Here is a 15,436-nt window from a genome sequence, read left to right on the forward strand (position 1 = left end):
ATTCCGTGCCTGAAGGGGTAAGCATGACTGCCACATATGAAGTCCGCGGCACTGTTGCCGTGATCACCTTGAGCAACCCGCCGGTCAACGGCCTGGGTTATGCCACCCGCAAGGCCGCGGCCGAGGCGATCCAGCGTGCGGAGGAGGATGGCGAGGTCAAGGCCATCATCATCACCGGCGCCGGCAAGGCCTTCTCGGGCGGCGCCGACATCAAGGAGTTCGGCACGCCCAAGGCGCTGGCTGAACCCCACCTGCACAGCCTGATCAGCGTGGCCGAGAACTGCAGCAAGCCCATCGTCGCGGCCATCCACACGGTCTGCATGGGCGGCGGCCTTGAGCTGGCGCTGGGTTGCCATTACCGCGTTGCGGCTCCTGGCGCCAAGATCGCTTTGCCCGAAGTGAAGCTGGGCCTCCTGCCCGGTGCCGGCGGCACGCAGCGGCTGCCGCGCGCGCTGGGTGTGGAGCCGGCGCTGAACATGATCGTCAGCGGCGAGCCGGTCAACAGCGAGCTGCTGGCCATGGTGCCGGGCCAGATCCTGTTCAACCGCATCATCGAAGGCGACCTGATCGACGGCGCCATGGTCTTCGCCAAGGAGATGGCCGATGTGCGCCCGCTGCCCAAGGTGCGCGACCTGAAGGCCCGGGTGGCCAATGGCGAGGCCTTCTTCCAGTTCGCCCGCAACATGGTGGGCGGCATGAGCAAGAATTTCCCGGCGCCGCTGCGCTGCCTGGAAGCGGTGGCGGCTTCTGTCAACATGAAGTTCGACGACGGCATCAAGGCCGAGCGCGAAGGCTTCGTCGCGCTGATGATGACGCCGGAATCCAAAGCGCTGCGCCATGCCTTCTTCGCCGAGCGCGCCGCCAGCAAGATTGGCGATGTGCCGGACGACACGCCGGTGCGCAAGATTGCCAAGGTGGCGGTCATCGGCGCCGGCACCATGGGCGGCGGCATCACGATGAATTTCCTGAACGCCGGCATCCCTGTGACCATGCTGGAGATGAAGCAGGAAGCGCTGGACCGCGGCGTGGCCACGATCAAGAAGAACTACGAAGCCCAGGTTAAGAAGGGCAAGCTGAAGGAAGAGAAGTACGCCGAACGCATGGCGCTGCTCGCCACCACCTTGAGCTACGACGCCATCGGCGACGCCGACCTGGTGATCGAGGCGGTTTTCGAGGAACTGGGCGTCAAGGAGTCCGTGTTCAAGCAGCTCGACGAGGTGATGAAGCCCGGTGCCATCCTCGCTTCCAACACCTCGACGCTGGACGTCAACAAGATCGCCAGCTTCACCGAGCGTCCGCAGGACGTGGTGGGCATGCACTTCTTCAGCCCGGCCAATGTGATGAAGCTGCTGGAAGTGGTGCGCGGCGAGAAGACCGCCAAGGACGTGCTGGCCACCGTGATGCAGCTCGCCAAGAAGATCCGCAAGACGGCGGTGGTGTCGGGCGTCTGCGACGGCTTCATCGGCAACCGCATGATCGAGCAGTACAGCCGCCAGGCCGGCTTCCTGCTCGACGAGGGCTGCTCGCCGCAACAGGTGGACAAGGCGGCCGAGCGCTTCGGCTTCGCCATGGGCCCCTTCCGCATGGGCGACCTGGCCGGCAACGACATCGGCTGGGCCATCCGCAAGCGCCGCTACCAGGAGAAGCCGAACCTGCGCTACTCCAAGAGCGCCGACCTGCTCTGCGAAATGGGCCGCTACGGCCAGAAGACCCAAGCCGGCTGGTACGACTACCAGGCCGGCAAGCGCGACGCCATCCCGTCCAAGGCCGTCGAGGAAATGCTGGAGATGCACCGCGCGGCGCTCGGCATCACGCCGCGCCAGATTTCTGACGAAGAGATCGTCCATCGCCTGGTCTTCGCGCTGGTGAATGAAGCCGCGCATCTGCTGGAAGAGGGCATCGCCCAGCGCGCCTCGGACGTGGACATGGTCTACCTCACCGGCTACGGCTTCCCGCTGTGGCGCGGCGGCCCGATGTGCTATGCCGACACCGTGGGCCTCTACAACGTGGTGCAGACGATGAAGCGCTTCGCCCGCAACCCGCATGACGACGCCAACTTCTGGCAACCCGCGCCGCTCTTGGCTCGCCTCGTCGAGCAAGGCAAGAGCTTCACTGAATAAGGCCAGGAGAACTTCACCATGAGCAAGGCACTGATTGTTTCCACCGCCCGCACCCCGCTGACCAAGAGCTGGAAGGGTTCCTTCAACATGACGCATGGCGCCACGCTGGGCGGCCATGCGGTGCAGGCCGCCGTGCAGCGCGCCGGCATTGATGCCAACCACATCGAAGACGTGCTGATGGGCTGTGCCACGCCCGAAGGCGCGACCGGCGGCAACATCGCCCGCCAGATCGTGCTGCGCGCCGGCCTGCCGATCACCGTCAGCGGCGTCACCATCAACCGCTTCTGTTCCTCGGGCCTGCAAACCATCGCCATGGCCGCGCAGCGCGTCATCGCCGGTGAGGGCGACGTGTATGTGGCCGGTGGCGTGGAGAGCATCTCCTGCGTGCAGAACGAGGCCAACCGCCACATGTACGCGGACCCGGCCCTGCTGAAGATCAAGCCCGAGATCTACTGGAGCATGCTGCAGACCGCCGAACAGGTGGCCAAGCGCTACAACATCTCGCGCGAGCGCATGGACCACTACGGCGCCGGCAGCCAGCAGAAGGCCTGCGCTGCGCAAGCCGCCGGCAAGTTCAACGACGAGATCGCACCGATCACCGTGACCATGGGCGTCGTGGACAAAGTCCGTGGCATGACGACCAAGGAAGTGACCGTGTCGGCCGACGAAGGCCTGCGCGAAGGCACGACCTACGAAGGCATCAAGGACCTGCGCAGCGCCTTGCCCGGCGGCCTGATCTCGGCCGGCAATGCCAGCCAGTTCAGCGATGGCGCTGGTGCCTGCGTGGTGGTCAGCGAAGACTATGCGCAGCAGCACAGCCTGAAGCCGCTGGGCCGCTTCCTCGGCTTTGCCGTGGCCGGCTGCGAGCCCGATGAAATGGGCATCGGCCCGGTGTTCGCCGTGCCCAAGGTGCTGAAGAAGCTGGGCCTCAAGGTGTCGGACATCGACCTGTGGGAGCTGAACGAAGCCTTTGCCGTGCAGGTGCTCTATTGCGCCGACACGCTGGGCATCCCGATGGACCGCCTGAACGTCAACGGCGGCGCGATTGCCGTGGGCCACCCTTATGGCGTGTCGGGCCAGCGCCTGACCGGCCATGCGCTGATCGAAGGCAAGCGCCGCGGTGCCAAGCTGGTCTGCGTCACGATGTGCATCGGCGGCGGCATGGGCGCCGCTGGCGTCTTCGAAGTCCTGTGACGATGAGCGTCAGCCCGGCGCAGTTCCTGGCCATGGGCCAGGACATCCTGTCCAAGCAGCCGTTCAGCGTGCTGATTGGCGCCGAACTGACGGCCTTGTCTCCCGGCCAGGTGCAGCTGGAGTTGCCGATCACCGAGCAGCTCAAGCAGCAGCATGGCTTCGCCCATGGCGGCGTGGTCAGCTACCTGGCCGACAACGCCCTGACCTTTGCCGGCGGCACCGCGATGCAGGTGCCCGTGGTGACCTCGGAGTTCAAGATCAACTATGTGCGGCCTGGCGTGGGCGAGCGACTCATTGCGCGCGCCACCGCCGACGCCGTGAGCAAGACGCAGGCCGTGTGCCGCTGTGAGGTCTTTGCCGTGGCCAACGGCGAGGAAAAGCTCTGCGCATTGGCCCAGGGCACCATCGTCAAGCTGGCCGACTGAGAAGCACACAAGGAGGCGCCATGCGCCAGACCCTCGATTTTCTGCTCAACGACTGGCTCAAGGTCGAGACCCTGAACCAGCGCGAGCGCTTTGCCGACCACTCGCTGGAGACCTTCGGTGCGGTGCTGGACACCAGCGAGCGCATCGCCCGCGAGAAATTCGCGCCCTTCAATCGCCTCGTCGATACAGAAGAGCCTCACTTTGATGGCGCCAAGGTGCATTTGCCCGCTGCCACGAAGGCGGCGATGGACGCCTTTGTCGAGAGCGGCCTCCTGGCCGCCGCGCAGGACTACGACCTCGGCGGCATGCAACTGCCCTGCGTGATCGAGATGGCGGCCAAGACTTTCTTCAGCAAGGCCAGCGTGGCGCTGTCGGGCTATCCGATGCTGACCAAGGGCAATGCCAACCTCTTGATGGCGCATGGCACGGACAAGCAGCGCGAGGTCTTTGCCGCCAACGAGTTCTCTGGCCGCTGGTTCGGCACCATGTGCCTGTCGGAGCCGCAGGCGGGCTCCTCGCTGTCCGATATCGCGACCCGGGCCGAACCTGATGGCGAGGATGAGCTGGGGCCGCGCTACCGCCTCAAGGGCAACAAGATGTGGATCTCGGGCGGCGAGCATGAGCTGTCGGAGAACATCATCCATCTGGTGCTGGCCAAGATCCCCGGGCCTGATGGCAAGACCTTGCCGGGCACCAAGGGCATCTCGCTCTTCATCGTGCCCAAGCATCTGGTGAACGGGGATGCACAACTGACCGGCGAGCGCAATGACGTCTCGCTGGCGGGCCTCAACCACAAGCTCGGCTATCGCGGCACGACCAACTGCCTCCTGAACTTCGGCGAGGGCCGCTTCAAGCCGGGCGGCAAGGCCGGCGCGGTGGGCTATCTCGTGGGCCAGCCGGGTGACGGACTCAAGTGCATGTTCCACATGATGAACGAGGCGCGCATCGGCGTTGGCCTCGGCGCCGTGATGCTGGGCTACGCAGGCTATGAGGCGAGCCTGGAGTACGCGCGCCAGCGCCCGCAGGGCCGGCCGATCGGCCCCTCCGGCAAGGACTCGTCGCAGCCGCAGCGGCCCATCATCGAGCACGCCGACGTGCGCCGCATGCTGCTGGCGCAGAAGAGCTATGTCGAAGGCGGCCTGGCCCTCTCGCTGTTCTGCGCCCGCCTGGTCGATGAGGAACACACGGGCGACGCAGCCAGTGCGGCCGAGGCCAAGCTGCTGCTGGAAGTGCTGACCCCCATCGCCAAGAGCTGGCCGAGCGAGTGGTGCCTGGAGGCCAATTCGCTGGCCATCCAGGTGCTGGGCGGCTATGGCTACACGCGCGATTTCCCGGTCGAGCAGCACTGGCGCGACAACCGGCTCAACATGATCCACGAAGGCACGCACGGCATCCAGGGCCTGGACCTGCTGGGCCGCAAGGTGGTGATGAATGGCGGCAGCGCGCTGATGGCGCTGGCCGGCCGCATCAACGCCACGGTGCAACTGGCCCTGCAGCAGCCCGCGCTGGCCGAACAGGCCAACCAGCTGGCGGCTGCCATGGCGCGGGTGGGCCGGGCCACCAAGGCGGCCTGGGCCACCGGCAACCCCGAGGAAGCCCTGGCCAATGCCACGCTGTACCTGCAGGCTTTCGGCCATCTGGTGCTGGCCTGGGTCTGGCTGGACCTGAGTCTCTGCGCCACAGGCGAGAATGCGTTCGCGCGCGGCAAGAGGGCCGCCGCGAAGTACTTCTTTGCTTATGAGCTGCCCAAGCTTGCCGCCTGGCTGGAACCGGTCGAGCGGCGCGAGGGCCTGTGCCGGGAGATCGAGGATGGCTGCTTCTGAAACGACGGACAACAAGAAGACCGTTTCGCCCCAGACGCTGGCGTGGATTGAGCGTCTGGTCTGGATTCTGATTTACGGCGGCCTGCTGGCCGTGGTGCTGGGCCTGTTCCTGGTGCGTGGCGGCGAATCCGTCACCCTGGGTTCGGTGTTGCTCGCCAAGGGTGGCATCGCGGCGGGTGCCGGTGTGTTCCTGATCTGGCTGCGCTCACGCCTGAAGTAGCGCCGCGCCCAACGTTTGAAAGACTCGCATGACTGAACGCGTCCAATCCCTGTTCGACCTGAGCGGCCAGGTGGCCCTGGTGACCGGCGGCTCGCGCGGCCTCGGCCTGCAGATCGCCGAGAGCCTCGGCGAGGCCGGCGCCAAGATCATGCTCAGCTCGCGCAAGGCGGCTGATCTTGAAGAGGCCGTGGCCCATCTGCAGGACCGTGGCATTGACGCGCGCTGGATTGCAGCGGATGCAGCCGATGAAGCGCAGGCGCGCGGTGTGGTGGCTCAGACCATGGAGCGGCTTGGCCAGATTGACATCCTCGTCAACAACGCCGGCGCCACCTGGGGTGCGCCCGCCGAGTCCCACCCCCTCGAGGCCTGGGACAAGGTGATGGACCTCAACATCCGCAGCCTCTTCGTGTTCGCCCAGGCAGCGGCCCAGGCCAGCATGATTCCCCGCCGGTCCGGCCGCATCATCAACGTGGCTTCGATCGCCGGCCTCGGCGGCAATCCCTCGATGATGAAGACCATCGCCTACAACACCAGCAAGGGCGCGGTGGTGAATTTCACCCGCGCGCTGGCGGGCGAGTGGGGCGAGTACGGCATCACCGTGAACGCGCTGGCGCCGGGCTTCTTCCCGAGCAAGATGACCAAGGGTCTGCTGGCCACGGTCGGTGCCGAAAAACTGGCCGCCGCTGCCCCGCTGCGCCGCCTCGGCGACGACGAGGACCTGAAGGGCGCGGCCGTCTTGTTCGCCAGCCGCGCCGGCAAGCACATCACCGGCCAGATCCTGGCGGTGGATGGTGGCGTGAGCGCCCTGGTCGGAGGCTGAGCGCATGAAGGACAAGGCGCCCTTGAAGTTTCCAGTCCACATTCCCTTCGTCGAGCAACTCGGCTTCGAGCTGCACAGCATCGGCGACGGCCAGGCCGAGCTGCGCGTGGACCTGAAGGAGGGGCATCTGAACTCCTGGGAGGTGGCCCACGGCGGTGTCTTGATGACCTTGCTCGACGTGGCCATGGCCCACGCGGCGCGCAGCATCCACCGCGACCAGCCGGACTTCGGCCCCGGCGTGGTGACGGTCGAGATGAAGACCTCCTTCATGCGCCCTGGCGAAGGCGAACTGCGCGCCGTCGGCAAGCTCTTGCACCGCTCCACCACCATGGCCTTTTGCGAAGGCTCGGTGATCGGCGAGGACGGAAAACTCTGCGCCCATGCCACCGGCACCTTCAAGTATTTGCGGGCGCTGCCGGGGCGGGGGCGCAGCCTCAAGGACCTCCAGCGGACCTGAGGACTGCCCTGCCGGAGGGACAGAAAAGCACGATCGTTCTTTTCTGTCACCCTTGGGACGCGAGGGTGGGGGAGGCCGTGATTCAATCACCGGCATTCCCCGCAGGAGACCCTCCATGACCACCCTCATCAATCAGCAAATCCTTCTCGCCTCGCGTCCCCAGGGCGAGCCGTCGGTCGACAACTTCCGACTGGTGCAAACCGAGGTGCCGGCGCTGGCCGAGGGCCAGGTGCTGGTGCGCAACCACTACCTGAGCCTCGACCCCTACATGCGCGGCCGCATGAACGACGGCAAGAGCTATGCCGCGCCGCAGCCGCTGAACGGGGTGATGATCGGCGGCACCGTCGGCGAGGTGGTCGACTCGAAGAACGCGCATTTCAAGGCCGGCGACAAGGTCGTCGGCATGGGCGGCTGGCAGGAGTACCAGCTGGTCGATGCCAACCAGCGCGGCGTGCTGCAGAAGGTGGACACGACCCACATCCCGCTGTCGGCCTATCTGGGCGCCGTGGGCATGCCCGGCGTCACGGCCTGGTACGGCCTCGTGAAGATCATCAACCCGAAGGCCGGCGAGACCGTGGTCGTCAGCGCGGCATCGGGTGCGGTGGGTGGCGCCGTGGGTCAGTTGGCCAAGACGCGCGGTGCGCGCGCCGTGGGCATTGCCGGCGGTGCGGACAAATGTCGTTACGTGGTCGAGGAGCTGGGCTTCGATGCCTGCATCGACTACAAGGAGCACAAGGACCTGAAGTCGCTGTCCGGCGCACTGAAGGCGGCCTGCCCGAACGGCATCGATGGCCATTTCGAGAACGTCGGCGGCATGATCCTCGACGCCGTGCTGCTGCGCGCCAATGCCTTCAGCCGCGTCGCCATGTGCGGCATGATCTCCGGCTACAACGGCGAGCCCATCCCCATGAGCTACCCGCAGATGATCCTCACCAACCGCATGAAGGTCGAGGGCTTCATCGTCTCCGAGCACATGGAGGTCTGGCCCGAGGCCTTGAAGGAGCTGGGCACCCTCGTGGCCACCGGCAAGCTCAAGTACCGTGAGAGCGTGGCGCAGGGCATTGCTGCCGCGCCCGAGGCTTTCCTCGGTCTGCTCAAGGGCAAGAACTTCGGCAAGCAGCTGGTCAAGCTGGTCTGAGGCCCATGCTGCACTGGAGCTGTTCGCGCCTCGAGGCGCTGGATGCGCGCTCGCTCTATGCGGTGCTGAAGCTGCGCTCGGAGGTCTTCGTCGTCGAGCAGCAGTGCGTCTACCTGGACCCCGACGGTGCCGACCTCGAGGCCTGGCATCTGCTGGGCCGGGACGAGGCCGGCAGCTTGCAGGCCTATGCGCGGTTGCTTGAGGGGCCGCGCATTGGTCGGGTCGTCACGGCGCCTGGCGCCCGTGGTGCTGGCCAGGGCAGGGCACTGATGCAGCAGGCCATCGCCGAATGCGAGCGCCTCTGGCCGGGCCAGGCCATCGAGCTCGCCGCGCAGGCTTACCTGCAGCGCTTCTACGCCAGCTTTGGTTTCGAGCCGGTCTCCGCGCTCTACGAAGAAGACGGCATTCCCCACATCGACATGAAGAGAGCTGCGTGATGAACGAGCTGATCCTGCACCACTACGCCGGTTCCCCCTTCTCCGAGAAGATGCGGCTGATCCTGGGCCACAAGGGCCTGACCTGGCAGAGCGTCAATGTGCCGGTGATGATGCCCAAGCCCGACGTGGTGGCGCTGACCGGTGGCTACCGCCGCACGCCGTTTCTGCAGGTCGGCGCCGACATCTATTGCGACACGGCTCTGATGTGCCGCGTGATCGAGCAGCAGGCGCCTGCGCCCAGCCTGTGGCCTGCCGGTGCGGCAGGCCAGACCGACCTGCTGGCCCAATGGGCCGACAGCGACCTGTTCTGGGTGGCGATCCCGTACACCATGCAGCCGGCCGGCGCGGCTGCGATCTTTGCCGGTGCGCCGCCCGAGTTCATGCAGGCTTTTGCCGCCGACCGCGCCGCGATGACGACCGGCATGAAACGGCCCAGCACCCGCGATGCCGCTGCTGCGCTGCAGAGCTACCTCGGCTGGCTGGAGCAGATGCTGTCCGATGGACGCCGCTTCCTGTGCGGCACCGAGGCCAGCCTCGCGGACTTCTCGGTCGCCCAGAGCATCTGGTACATCCGCCGGGCCCCGCCGGTGGCGGGCATCCTCGCGCCGTTCATGCTGCTGGCGGCCTGGTATGAGCGCGCGGCCGCCTTCGGCCATGGCCATAGCAGCAAGCTCTCCAGCGAGGAGGCGATTGCCATCGCGAGCCGCAGCACGCCGGCGGCCTGTGCCGTGCAGCCGGGCCTCGGTTTCGAGGCGGGCGCAACGGTGCAGGTCTCGGCCATGGACTACGCCAGCGATGTCGTCAGCGGCGAGCTGGTTGGCCTGAGCCACGAATCGATCACGCTGCGCCGCCTCGACGAGCGCGCCGGCACGGTCCATGTCCATTTCCCGCGCATCGGCTATGCCCTGCGCAAGACGGAGAGCTGAAAGATGAAGCATTACGCAGGCAAGACCGCCGTGATCACCGGCGCCGGTTCGGGCTTCGGCCTCGAGGTGGCCCGCATCGCCGCCGAGCGCGGCATGAGCCTGGTGCTCTGCGACGTACAGGCCGACGCCCTCGACAAGGCGGCCGCCGAGTTCGAAGGCCGGGTGCCGGTGCTGGCACGCCGCGTTGACGTGGCCAAGGCCGAGCAGATGGAGATGCTGGCCGCCGCCGTGAAGGAGCGCTTCGGCGCACCGAACTTCGTGTTCAACAACGCCGGCGTCGGCTCGGGCGGCCTGATCTGGGAGAACACCCTGGCGGACTGGGAATGGGTGCTGGGCGTCAACCTGATGGGCGTGGTCCATGGCGTGCGCCTGTTCACGCCGATGATGCTGGAAGCCGCCGCAGCCGACCCGGCCTTCGAGGGCCATGTGGTCAACACCGCCTCGATGGCCGGCATGCTGAACCCGCCGAACATGGGCGTCTACAACGTCAGCAAGCATGCCGTCGTTTCGCTGAGCGAGACCATGTATCAAGACCTGGCCCTGGTCAGCGACCAGGTGCGCTGCTCCGTGCTGTGCCCCTTCTTCGTGCCGACCGGCATCTCGCAAAGCCACCGCAACCGCCCAGCGGAACTGGCAGGTAGCCGGCCGAGCAAGAGCCAGCTGATCAGCCAGGCCATGACCGACAAGGCGGTCAGCTCCGGCAAGGTCACGGCGGCCGATGTGGCAGCCCTCGTGTTCGAGGCCATGGACGAGGAGCGCTTCTACGTCTTCAGCCACCCGAAGGCCCTGGCCGGCGTGCAGACGCGGCTCGAAGACGTGATGCAGCTGCGCAACCCGACCGACCCCTTCCACGACAAGCCCGAGATCGGCGCGCAGCTGAAGAAGGCCTTGCGCGGGGCCTGACCGGCAAGCTCGACATCGCGGCGGTGCGCGGACAGCGCCCCCGCAGCGCCGGCAGCCGGCTCACAATGGCGGCGTGCGCCCATTCTTCGCCCGGTTGATCCTGTTGCTGGCCGCGACCATGTTCGCGCCGCTGGCGTCGGCCTCCGACCTGCTGACGCCGGAGGAGCGGGCCTGGGTGGCCGCCCATCCCCGGCTGCGTGTGGCGGGCTCGGCGGCCTATGGTCCCTTCACCTTCATCGATGCCGAGGGGCGCCAACGCGGCCTCTCGGCCGATTACATCGAGCGTCTGCAGGCATTGACAGGCCTGCGTCTCGAGTTCCAGGCCCCCCAGCCCTTTGCCGACAACCTGGCGGCGCTCGGCCGTGGCGATCTGGACCTGATCATGGCCTTGCGCGCCACACCCGAGCGCACCCGTTTGTTCGGCTTCACCCGCCCCTTCGTCACCGTGCCGGCCGTGCTGCTGCGGCGCAGCGGCGCTGCGTCGCAGGAATTGCAGCCGGGCGAGACAGTGGCGGTCAGCCGGGGCTATGCGGTGGCCGAGTTCATGCACGAGCGTTTTCCGGACAACCCGCTGCAGATCGAGCCCGACGACAAGAGCCTGCTGCGCCGCCTGGCCGGCGGCGAGATCGGCGCGGCCGTGGCCGACCTGGCCGGCGCCACCTTTCTGATGCGCACCGAGGGCATAGGCAATCTGCGCGTGCTGGGCGACGTTGGCTTCTCCTACGACCTGGCCATCGGCTACCGGCGCGACTGGCCGCTGCTGGGCCGGGTGCTGGACAAGGCGCTGGCCCGCATCTCGGCCGACGAGCGCCAGGCCCTGGCCGACCGCTGGATAGGTCCGGAGCGCGAGAGCGAGCGCTGGCAGCGTGCCCTCTTGTGGGCTGCGGCTGCAGCCCTGCTGGTGGTGTTGCTGGGTCTGGGTCTGATGCTCTTGTGGAACCGCTCCCTGCAGCGCCAGGTGGCGGCGCGCACGGAGCAGCTGCGCCTGGAACTGGCCGAGCGCCGCCGCCTGCAGGACGCCGACCATGCCCGCGCCATGGCCGAGCTGGCCAACAAGGCCAAGAGCGAATTCATGTCGCAGGCCAGCCATGAGCTGCGCACGCCACTGAACGCCGTGCTGGGCTTCTCACAGCTGCTGGCCAATGACGCCGAGCGTCCGCTGGACGAGGCCCAGGCGCATCGCGTGCAGCACATCGAACGCGCGGCCGAGCACCTGCTGGTGCTGATCGACGACATGATGAGCTTCTCGCGCATCGAGGGCGGCTCGCTGTCGGTCAAGCCGGTGCCCACCGAGGCCGGCCCGCTGCTGCGGCGTTGCGTGGAACTGGCCCGGCCGGCGGCCACTGCTGCTGGCATCTCGCTGGAGCTGGACGAGGTGGAGGCATTGCCCGAGGTGCAGGCCGACCCGATCCGGCTGGAGCAGGTGCTGCACAACCTGCTGTCCAACGCCATCAAGTACAACCGCAGCGGCGGCTGGGTGCGGGTGCGCGCCTGGGGCGAAGCGGCCCAGGCCTTCAGCATCGAGGTGGCCGATGGCGGCCTCGGCCTGAGCAGCGAACAGAAGGCCCAGCTGTTCCAGCCCTTCAACCGCCTGGGCCGCAGCGAGCAGGAAGGCACGGGCATCGGCCTCGTGATCTGCAAGCAATTGATGGAGCGCATGGGCGGCCGCATTAGCGTGGCCAGCGAGGCGGGGCAGGGCAGCCGCTTCACCCTGGTGCTGCGCGCGGCCTGATGAGCGGCAGCGGCGCGGGCTGAGACAATCGCGGCCCGTCTCTCGCGCTTCCTTTTCCCGCCATGCTGTCCTCCGCTATCCCTTCCTCCCGCCGCGCCATCGTGATTGGTGGCGGCCCTGCCGGACTGATGGCGGCCGAGCGGCTGCGTGCGGCCGGCGTAGCGGTGGCGCTGTTCGACGCCAAGCCCTCGGTCGGTCGCAAATTCCTGCTGGCCGGCAAGGGCGGGCTCAATCTCACCCACTCGGAAGAGGTCGCGCCGTTTCGCAGCCGCTTCGCCGAGCGCAGCCACGAGGTCGGGCGCTGGCTGGACCGCTTCGACGGCCCGGCCCTGCGCTCCTGGGCGGCCGACCTCGGCGTGGACACCTTCGTCGGCAGCTCAGGCCGCGTCTTCCCCATCGAGATGAAGGCGGCGCCGCTGCTGCGCGCCTGGTTGCAGCGGCTGCGCGCCAGCGGCGTGCGCTTCCAGATGCGGCGGCGCTGGCTGGGATGGACCGAAGACGGCCAGGCCCTGCGCTTCGAGCGCGAGGACGGCAGCGAGGAGCTGCAGCGCGCCGATGCCGTGGTGCTGGCGTTGGGCGGTGCCTCCTGGCCGCAGCTGGGTTCCGATGCCGCCTGGGTGCCGCTCCTGCAAGCGCGCGGCGTGGAGATTGCGCCGCTGCGCGCCGCCAACTGCGGCTTCGACCTCGGCCGGCCCTGGACGCCGCTGTTTGCCGAGCGCTTTGCCGGCCAACCGGTCAAGCCAGTGGCCCTGAACTTCACGGGCCGCAACGGCCGCAGCTTCCAGCGCCAGGGCGAGTTCGTGATCACGGCCAGCGGCATCGAAGGCTCGCTGGTCTATGCGGCCTCGGCCCTGCTGCGCGAGGAGATCGCGGAGTTCGGCGAGGCACAGATCACGCTTGATCTGCTGCCCGGCCGCGACGCCGAGTTCGTGGCGGCCGAATGTGCGCGCGGCCGGGGCTCGCGCTCGATGTCCACCCACCTGAAGAGCCGGCTGAAGGTCGAAGGCCTGAAGGCCGGCCTGCTGCACGAGCTGCTCACCAAGGACGAATACCACGACCCCGCCACGCTGGCCCGCACGCTGAAGGCGGCGCCGCTCACGCTCACGCAGGCACGGCCGGTGGCCGAGGCCATCAGCACGGCCGGTGGTGTCCGGTTGGAGTCATTGGACGAAGGCCTGCAGCTGAAGTCCTTGCCAGGCGTGTTCTGCGCGGGCGAGATGCTGGACTGGGAAGCGCCCACCGGTGGCTATCTGCTCACCGCCAGCATGGCCAGCGGCTGGGTGGCCGGCGAGGCTGCAGCAAAATCACTGGCATGAACACATCGAGCGATTGCCCTCTGTGCCGCGATGCCGGCGGACTCCTGGTTTTGCAAACGCCGAAATGGCGCGTCATCCGGTCCACGGATGACGCAAACTTCCCGGCCTTCTACCGGCTGATCTGGCAGGCGCATGTGGCCGAGTTCAGTGACTTGTCCGCCGCCGACCGCAGCCTCTGCATGGAAGCCGTGGTGCGCATCGAGCAAGTGCTGCGCGAGGCCTTGCGGCCGACCAAGATCAACCTGGCCACGCTAGGCAATGTCGTGCCCCATCTGCACTGGCATGTGATCGCCCGGTTCGACTGGGACAGTCACTTCCCCAATCCAGTGTGGGGCGCTGCGCGGCGCGAGGTCGAGGGCCGGGCCGAGGCCATGCTGGCCTTGCCCCTGGCCGACCTCGACCGCCGCGTGGCGCTGGCCTTGAGTTGAGCTCGGCTGAGCTTCAGTCGATCAGCAGAGCGACCTGGTTGCCCGGGTGCAGCTTGTCCGGCGAGACCACGTGGATGTTGAAGGCGTAGTGCTGGGGTTGCGTGCCAGCGCCGGTGCATTCGAGGTCGCGCATGGCGCGGCGGATGCTGTCGCGGTAGGTGTTGGCGCCCTTGGACTGGATGCCATGAACGCCTTGCGCATCCAGCGTGAAATCAACGCGGATCAGGCCGGTCTCTTGCGTCATCTCCCAGACGGGCGAGAGCTTCTTCTGCAGCACGGCGGCGATGCCGGGGCAGCTGGTCTTGACGTCGGTGCGCACACCGCCTTCCTGACGGCCGCTCACTTCGACGCGCTTCAGTTCATCCTGCGGTGCGGCCAGCGTCAGGGTGCTGACGATGCTCAGGGGAAGGGCGACCAGCAGGGACTTGATGAGGGACTTGGTTTGCATGACGGGCTCCATGTTCGTGCTTGAGGTTGCCGTCTCGCTGCTCTTGTTGAGTCCTTTGCGATCCGGTCTGCCTGCAGGTTAGGTGCGAGCACGATCCGGCCCAACAGGCAGGCGACCAACGCCAGAACTCGCGCGACGATCTGCCTCATTGCGCGATGAATTGCATTCGTCGCAAACCCTGATTTCATCGAACATTCCTTGTGGCACGGATGCCGCAAGTCACGTTCTTGTTCAGGGTTTCGGGAGCGGCGCGGTGTCCAGGTATTTCTGCACGATGGCCTGGTAGCTGCCATCCTTTTGCATGGCCTCGGTGGCCTGGTTGAAGCGTGCTACGAAGCCTGCATCCACGGTCTTCTTGCTGAAGGCAAAGCCCGAGGATTCGTCCGACACCATGACCTCGGTCATGCGCACCACCTCCCCGAGGCCCAGCGCCTGGATCTCGTGGCGGGCAGTGAGCTCGTCGGCGATCAGGCCGTCGATGCGGCGCAGCTTGAGCATCTGCCAGAGGTTGCGGCGCGAACCGCTCTTCTCCAGCAAGCGCATGAAGTGCTGGTCGCGGCTGAGCTCGGCGTACTCGGGCCCGTAGCTCACGCCCAGCTGCACGCCCAGACGGAAACCGCTGACCAGGATCTCGGCGAGCTTGTGCTGCGGCCAGAGCGGCTTGGCCTCCACATGGGCGAACAGCATATTGCGCGAATGCCAGCGGTCGATCGCGAAATGGGCATAGGCCTCGCGCTCGGGCCGCCGCAGCGCGCCGGGCAGGATGTCGAGCCGGCCGGCCTCCAGCTCGCTCAGCGCCCGGGCGAAGGGCATCTCCAGCAGGCGGGGCTGACAGCCCATGCGCGCCAGGGCAGCGCGCACCAGGTCGATGTTGATGCCCACAATCTCGCCGCTGCTGTCGCGCATGCTGTAGGGCGGATCCTCGTTCCAGCGCTGCGTCAGCACGCAGGGCTTGGCGGCCAGGGCGCTGCCGACCAGCGTCCACAGCAGGCCACCCAGAAGGAGTCGTCGCATCCCTTGCATCGGCGCGATTGTGAGCCAGCTGGCGC

General features: G+C 67.2%; 16 protein-coding genes. 14 read left to right on the plus strand and 2 right to left on the minus strand.

The genetic code is table 11. From position 1 onward, the window contains the following. The first annotated feature begins 23 nt into the window (after positions 1-23). The 14 genes from J7U46_RS12980 to J7U46_RS13045 all read left to right on the plus strand — a co-directional run bounded on the left by J7U46_RS12980 (position 24) and on the right by J7U46_RS13045 (position 13,939). On the plus strand, positions 24-2,120 hold the full coding sequence (locus J7U46_RS12980; protein ID WP_282826446.1) for a 3-hydroxyacyl-CoA dehydrogenase NAD-binding domain-containing protein: 2,097 nt from the start codon (positions 24-26) through the stop codon (positions 2,118-2,120). A gap of 18 nt (positions 2,121-2,138) precedes the next feature. After that, positions 2,139-3,314 carry an acetyl-CoA C-acyltransferase gene (locus J7U46_RS12985; RefSeq protein ID WP_282826448.1) on the plus strand — a complete coding sequence of 392 codons (1,176 nt, stop codon included), beginning with the start codon at positions 2,139-2,141 and terminating at the stop codon, positions 3,312-3,314. Between the two features lie 2 nt (positions 3,315-3,316). Then, entirely contained in the window at positions 3,317-3,739 is a 423-nt protein-coding gene (locus J7U46_RS12990) for a PaaI family thioesterase (protein WP_282826450.1), read from the plus strand. Between the two features lie 20 nt (positions 3,740-3,759). Further along, positions 3,760-5,562 carry an acyl-CoA dehydrogenase gene (locus J7U46_RS12995; RefSeq protein ID WP_282826452.1) on the plus strand — a complete coding sequence of 601 codons (1,803 nt, stop codon included), beginning with the start codon at positions 3,760-3,762 and terminating at the stop codon, positions 5,560-5,562. After that, positions 5,549-5,782, plus strand: coding sequence for a hypothetical protein (locus tag J7U46_RS13000; RefSeq protein WP_282826454.1), 234 nt, complete (start codon positions 5,549-5,551; stop codon positions 5,780-5,782). Before J7U46_RS12995 ends, J7U46_RS13000 begins: the two co-directional genes overlap by 14 nt. A gap of 28 nt (positions 5,783-5,810) precedes the next feature. Further along, a complete protein-coding gene (locus tag J7U46_RS13005) occupies positions 5,811-6,602 on the plus strand; it encodes an SDR family oxidoreductase (RefSeq protein WP_282826456.1) in 792 nt (263 codons plus the stop codon). Positions 6,603-6,606: 4 nt separating this feature from the next. Beyond that, positions 6,607-7,059, plus strand: a complete 453-nt coding sequence (locus tag J7U46_RS13010; protein WP_282826457.1) for a PaaI family thioesterase — start codon at positions 6,607-6,609, stop codon at positions 7,057-7,059. A 115-nt stretch (positions 7,060-7,174) separates the two neighbouring features. After that, positions 7,175-8,197, plus strand: a complete 1,023-nt coding sequence (locus J7U46_RS13015) for an NADP-dependent oxidoreductase (protein WP_282826459.1) — start codon at positions 7,175-7,177, stop codon at positions 8,195-8,197. A gap of 5 nt (positions 8,198-8,202) precedes the next feature. Beyond that, positions 8,203-8,634, plus strand: coding sequence for a GNAT family N-acetyltransferase (locus tag J7U46_RS13020; protein ID WP_282826461.1), 432 nt, complete (start codon positions 8,203-8,205; stop codon positions 8,632-8,634). Then, positions 8,634-9,560 carry a glutathione S-transferase family protein gene (locus tag J7U46_RS13025; protein ID WP_282826463.1) on the plus strand — a complete coding sequence of 309 codons (927 nt, stop codon included), beginning with the start codon at positions 8,634-8,636 and terminating at the stop codon, positions 9,558-9,560. The genes J7U46_RS13020 and J7U46_RS13025 overlap by 1 nt, the downstream gene beginning before the upstream one ends. Positions 9,561-9,563: 3 nt before the next feature. Then, on the plus strand, positions 9,564-10,463 hold the full coding sequence (locus J7U46_RS13030; RefSeq protein WP_282826465.1) for an SDR family oxidoreductase: 900 nt from the start codon (positions 9,564-9,566) through the stop codon (positions 10,461-10,463). Between the two features lie 73 nt (positions 10,464-10,536). Next, positions 10,537-12,195, plus strand: a complete 1,659-nt coding sequence (locus J7U46_RS13035) for a transporter substrate-binding domain-containing protein (protein WP_282826467.1) — start codon at positions 10,537-10,539, stop codon at positions 12,193-12,195. A 62-nt stretch (positions 12,196-12,257) separates the two neighbouring features. Next, complete coding sequence (locus J7U46_RS13040) at positions 12,258-13,511, plus strand: TIGR03862 family flavoprotein (protein ID WP_282826469.1); 1,254 nt, start codon at positions 12,258-12,260, stop codon at positions 13,509-13,511. Then, positions 13,508-13,939 carry an HIT family protein gene (locus J7U46_RS13045; protein WP_282826471.1) on the plus strand — a complete coding sequence of 144 codons (432 nt, stop codon included), beginning with the start codon at positions 13,508-13,510 and terminating at the stop codon, positions 13,937-13,939. Before J7U46_RS13040 ends, J7U46_RS13045 begins: the two co-directional genes overlap by 4 nt. Positions 13,940-13,952: 13 nt before the next feature. Here J7U46_RS13045 and J7U46_RS13050 read toward each other — a convergent pair whose 3' ends face one another. Together J7U46_RS13050 and J7U46_RS13055 are read right to left on the minus strand one after the other, a co-directional pair. Beyond that, positions 13,953-14,387: a hypothetical protein gene (locus J7U46_RS13050; protein WP_282826473.1), complete on the minus strand. Its 435-nt coding sequence runs from the start codon at positions 14,385-14,387 to the stop codon at positions 13,953-13,955. Between the two features lie 231 nt (positions 14,388-14,618). Then, a complete protein-coding gene (locus J7U46_RS13055) occupies positions 14,619-15,401 on the minus strand; it encodes a transporter substrate-binding domain-containing protein (RefSeq protein ID WP_282826475.1) in 783 nt (260 codons plus the stop codon). Between the last annotated feature and the right edge of the window lie 35 nt (positions 15,402-15,436).

Source organism: Pelomonas sp. V22 (assembly GCF_030014915.1).
Taxonomy (GTDB): Bacteria; Pseudomonadota; Gammaproteobacteria; order Burkholderiales; family Burkholderiaceae_C; genus JAUASW01.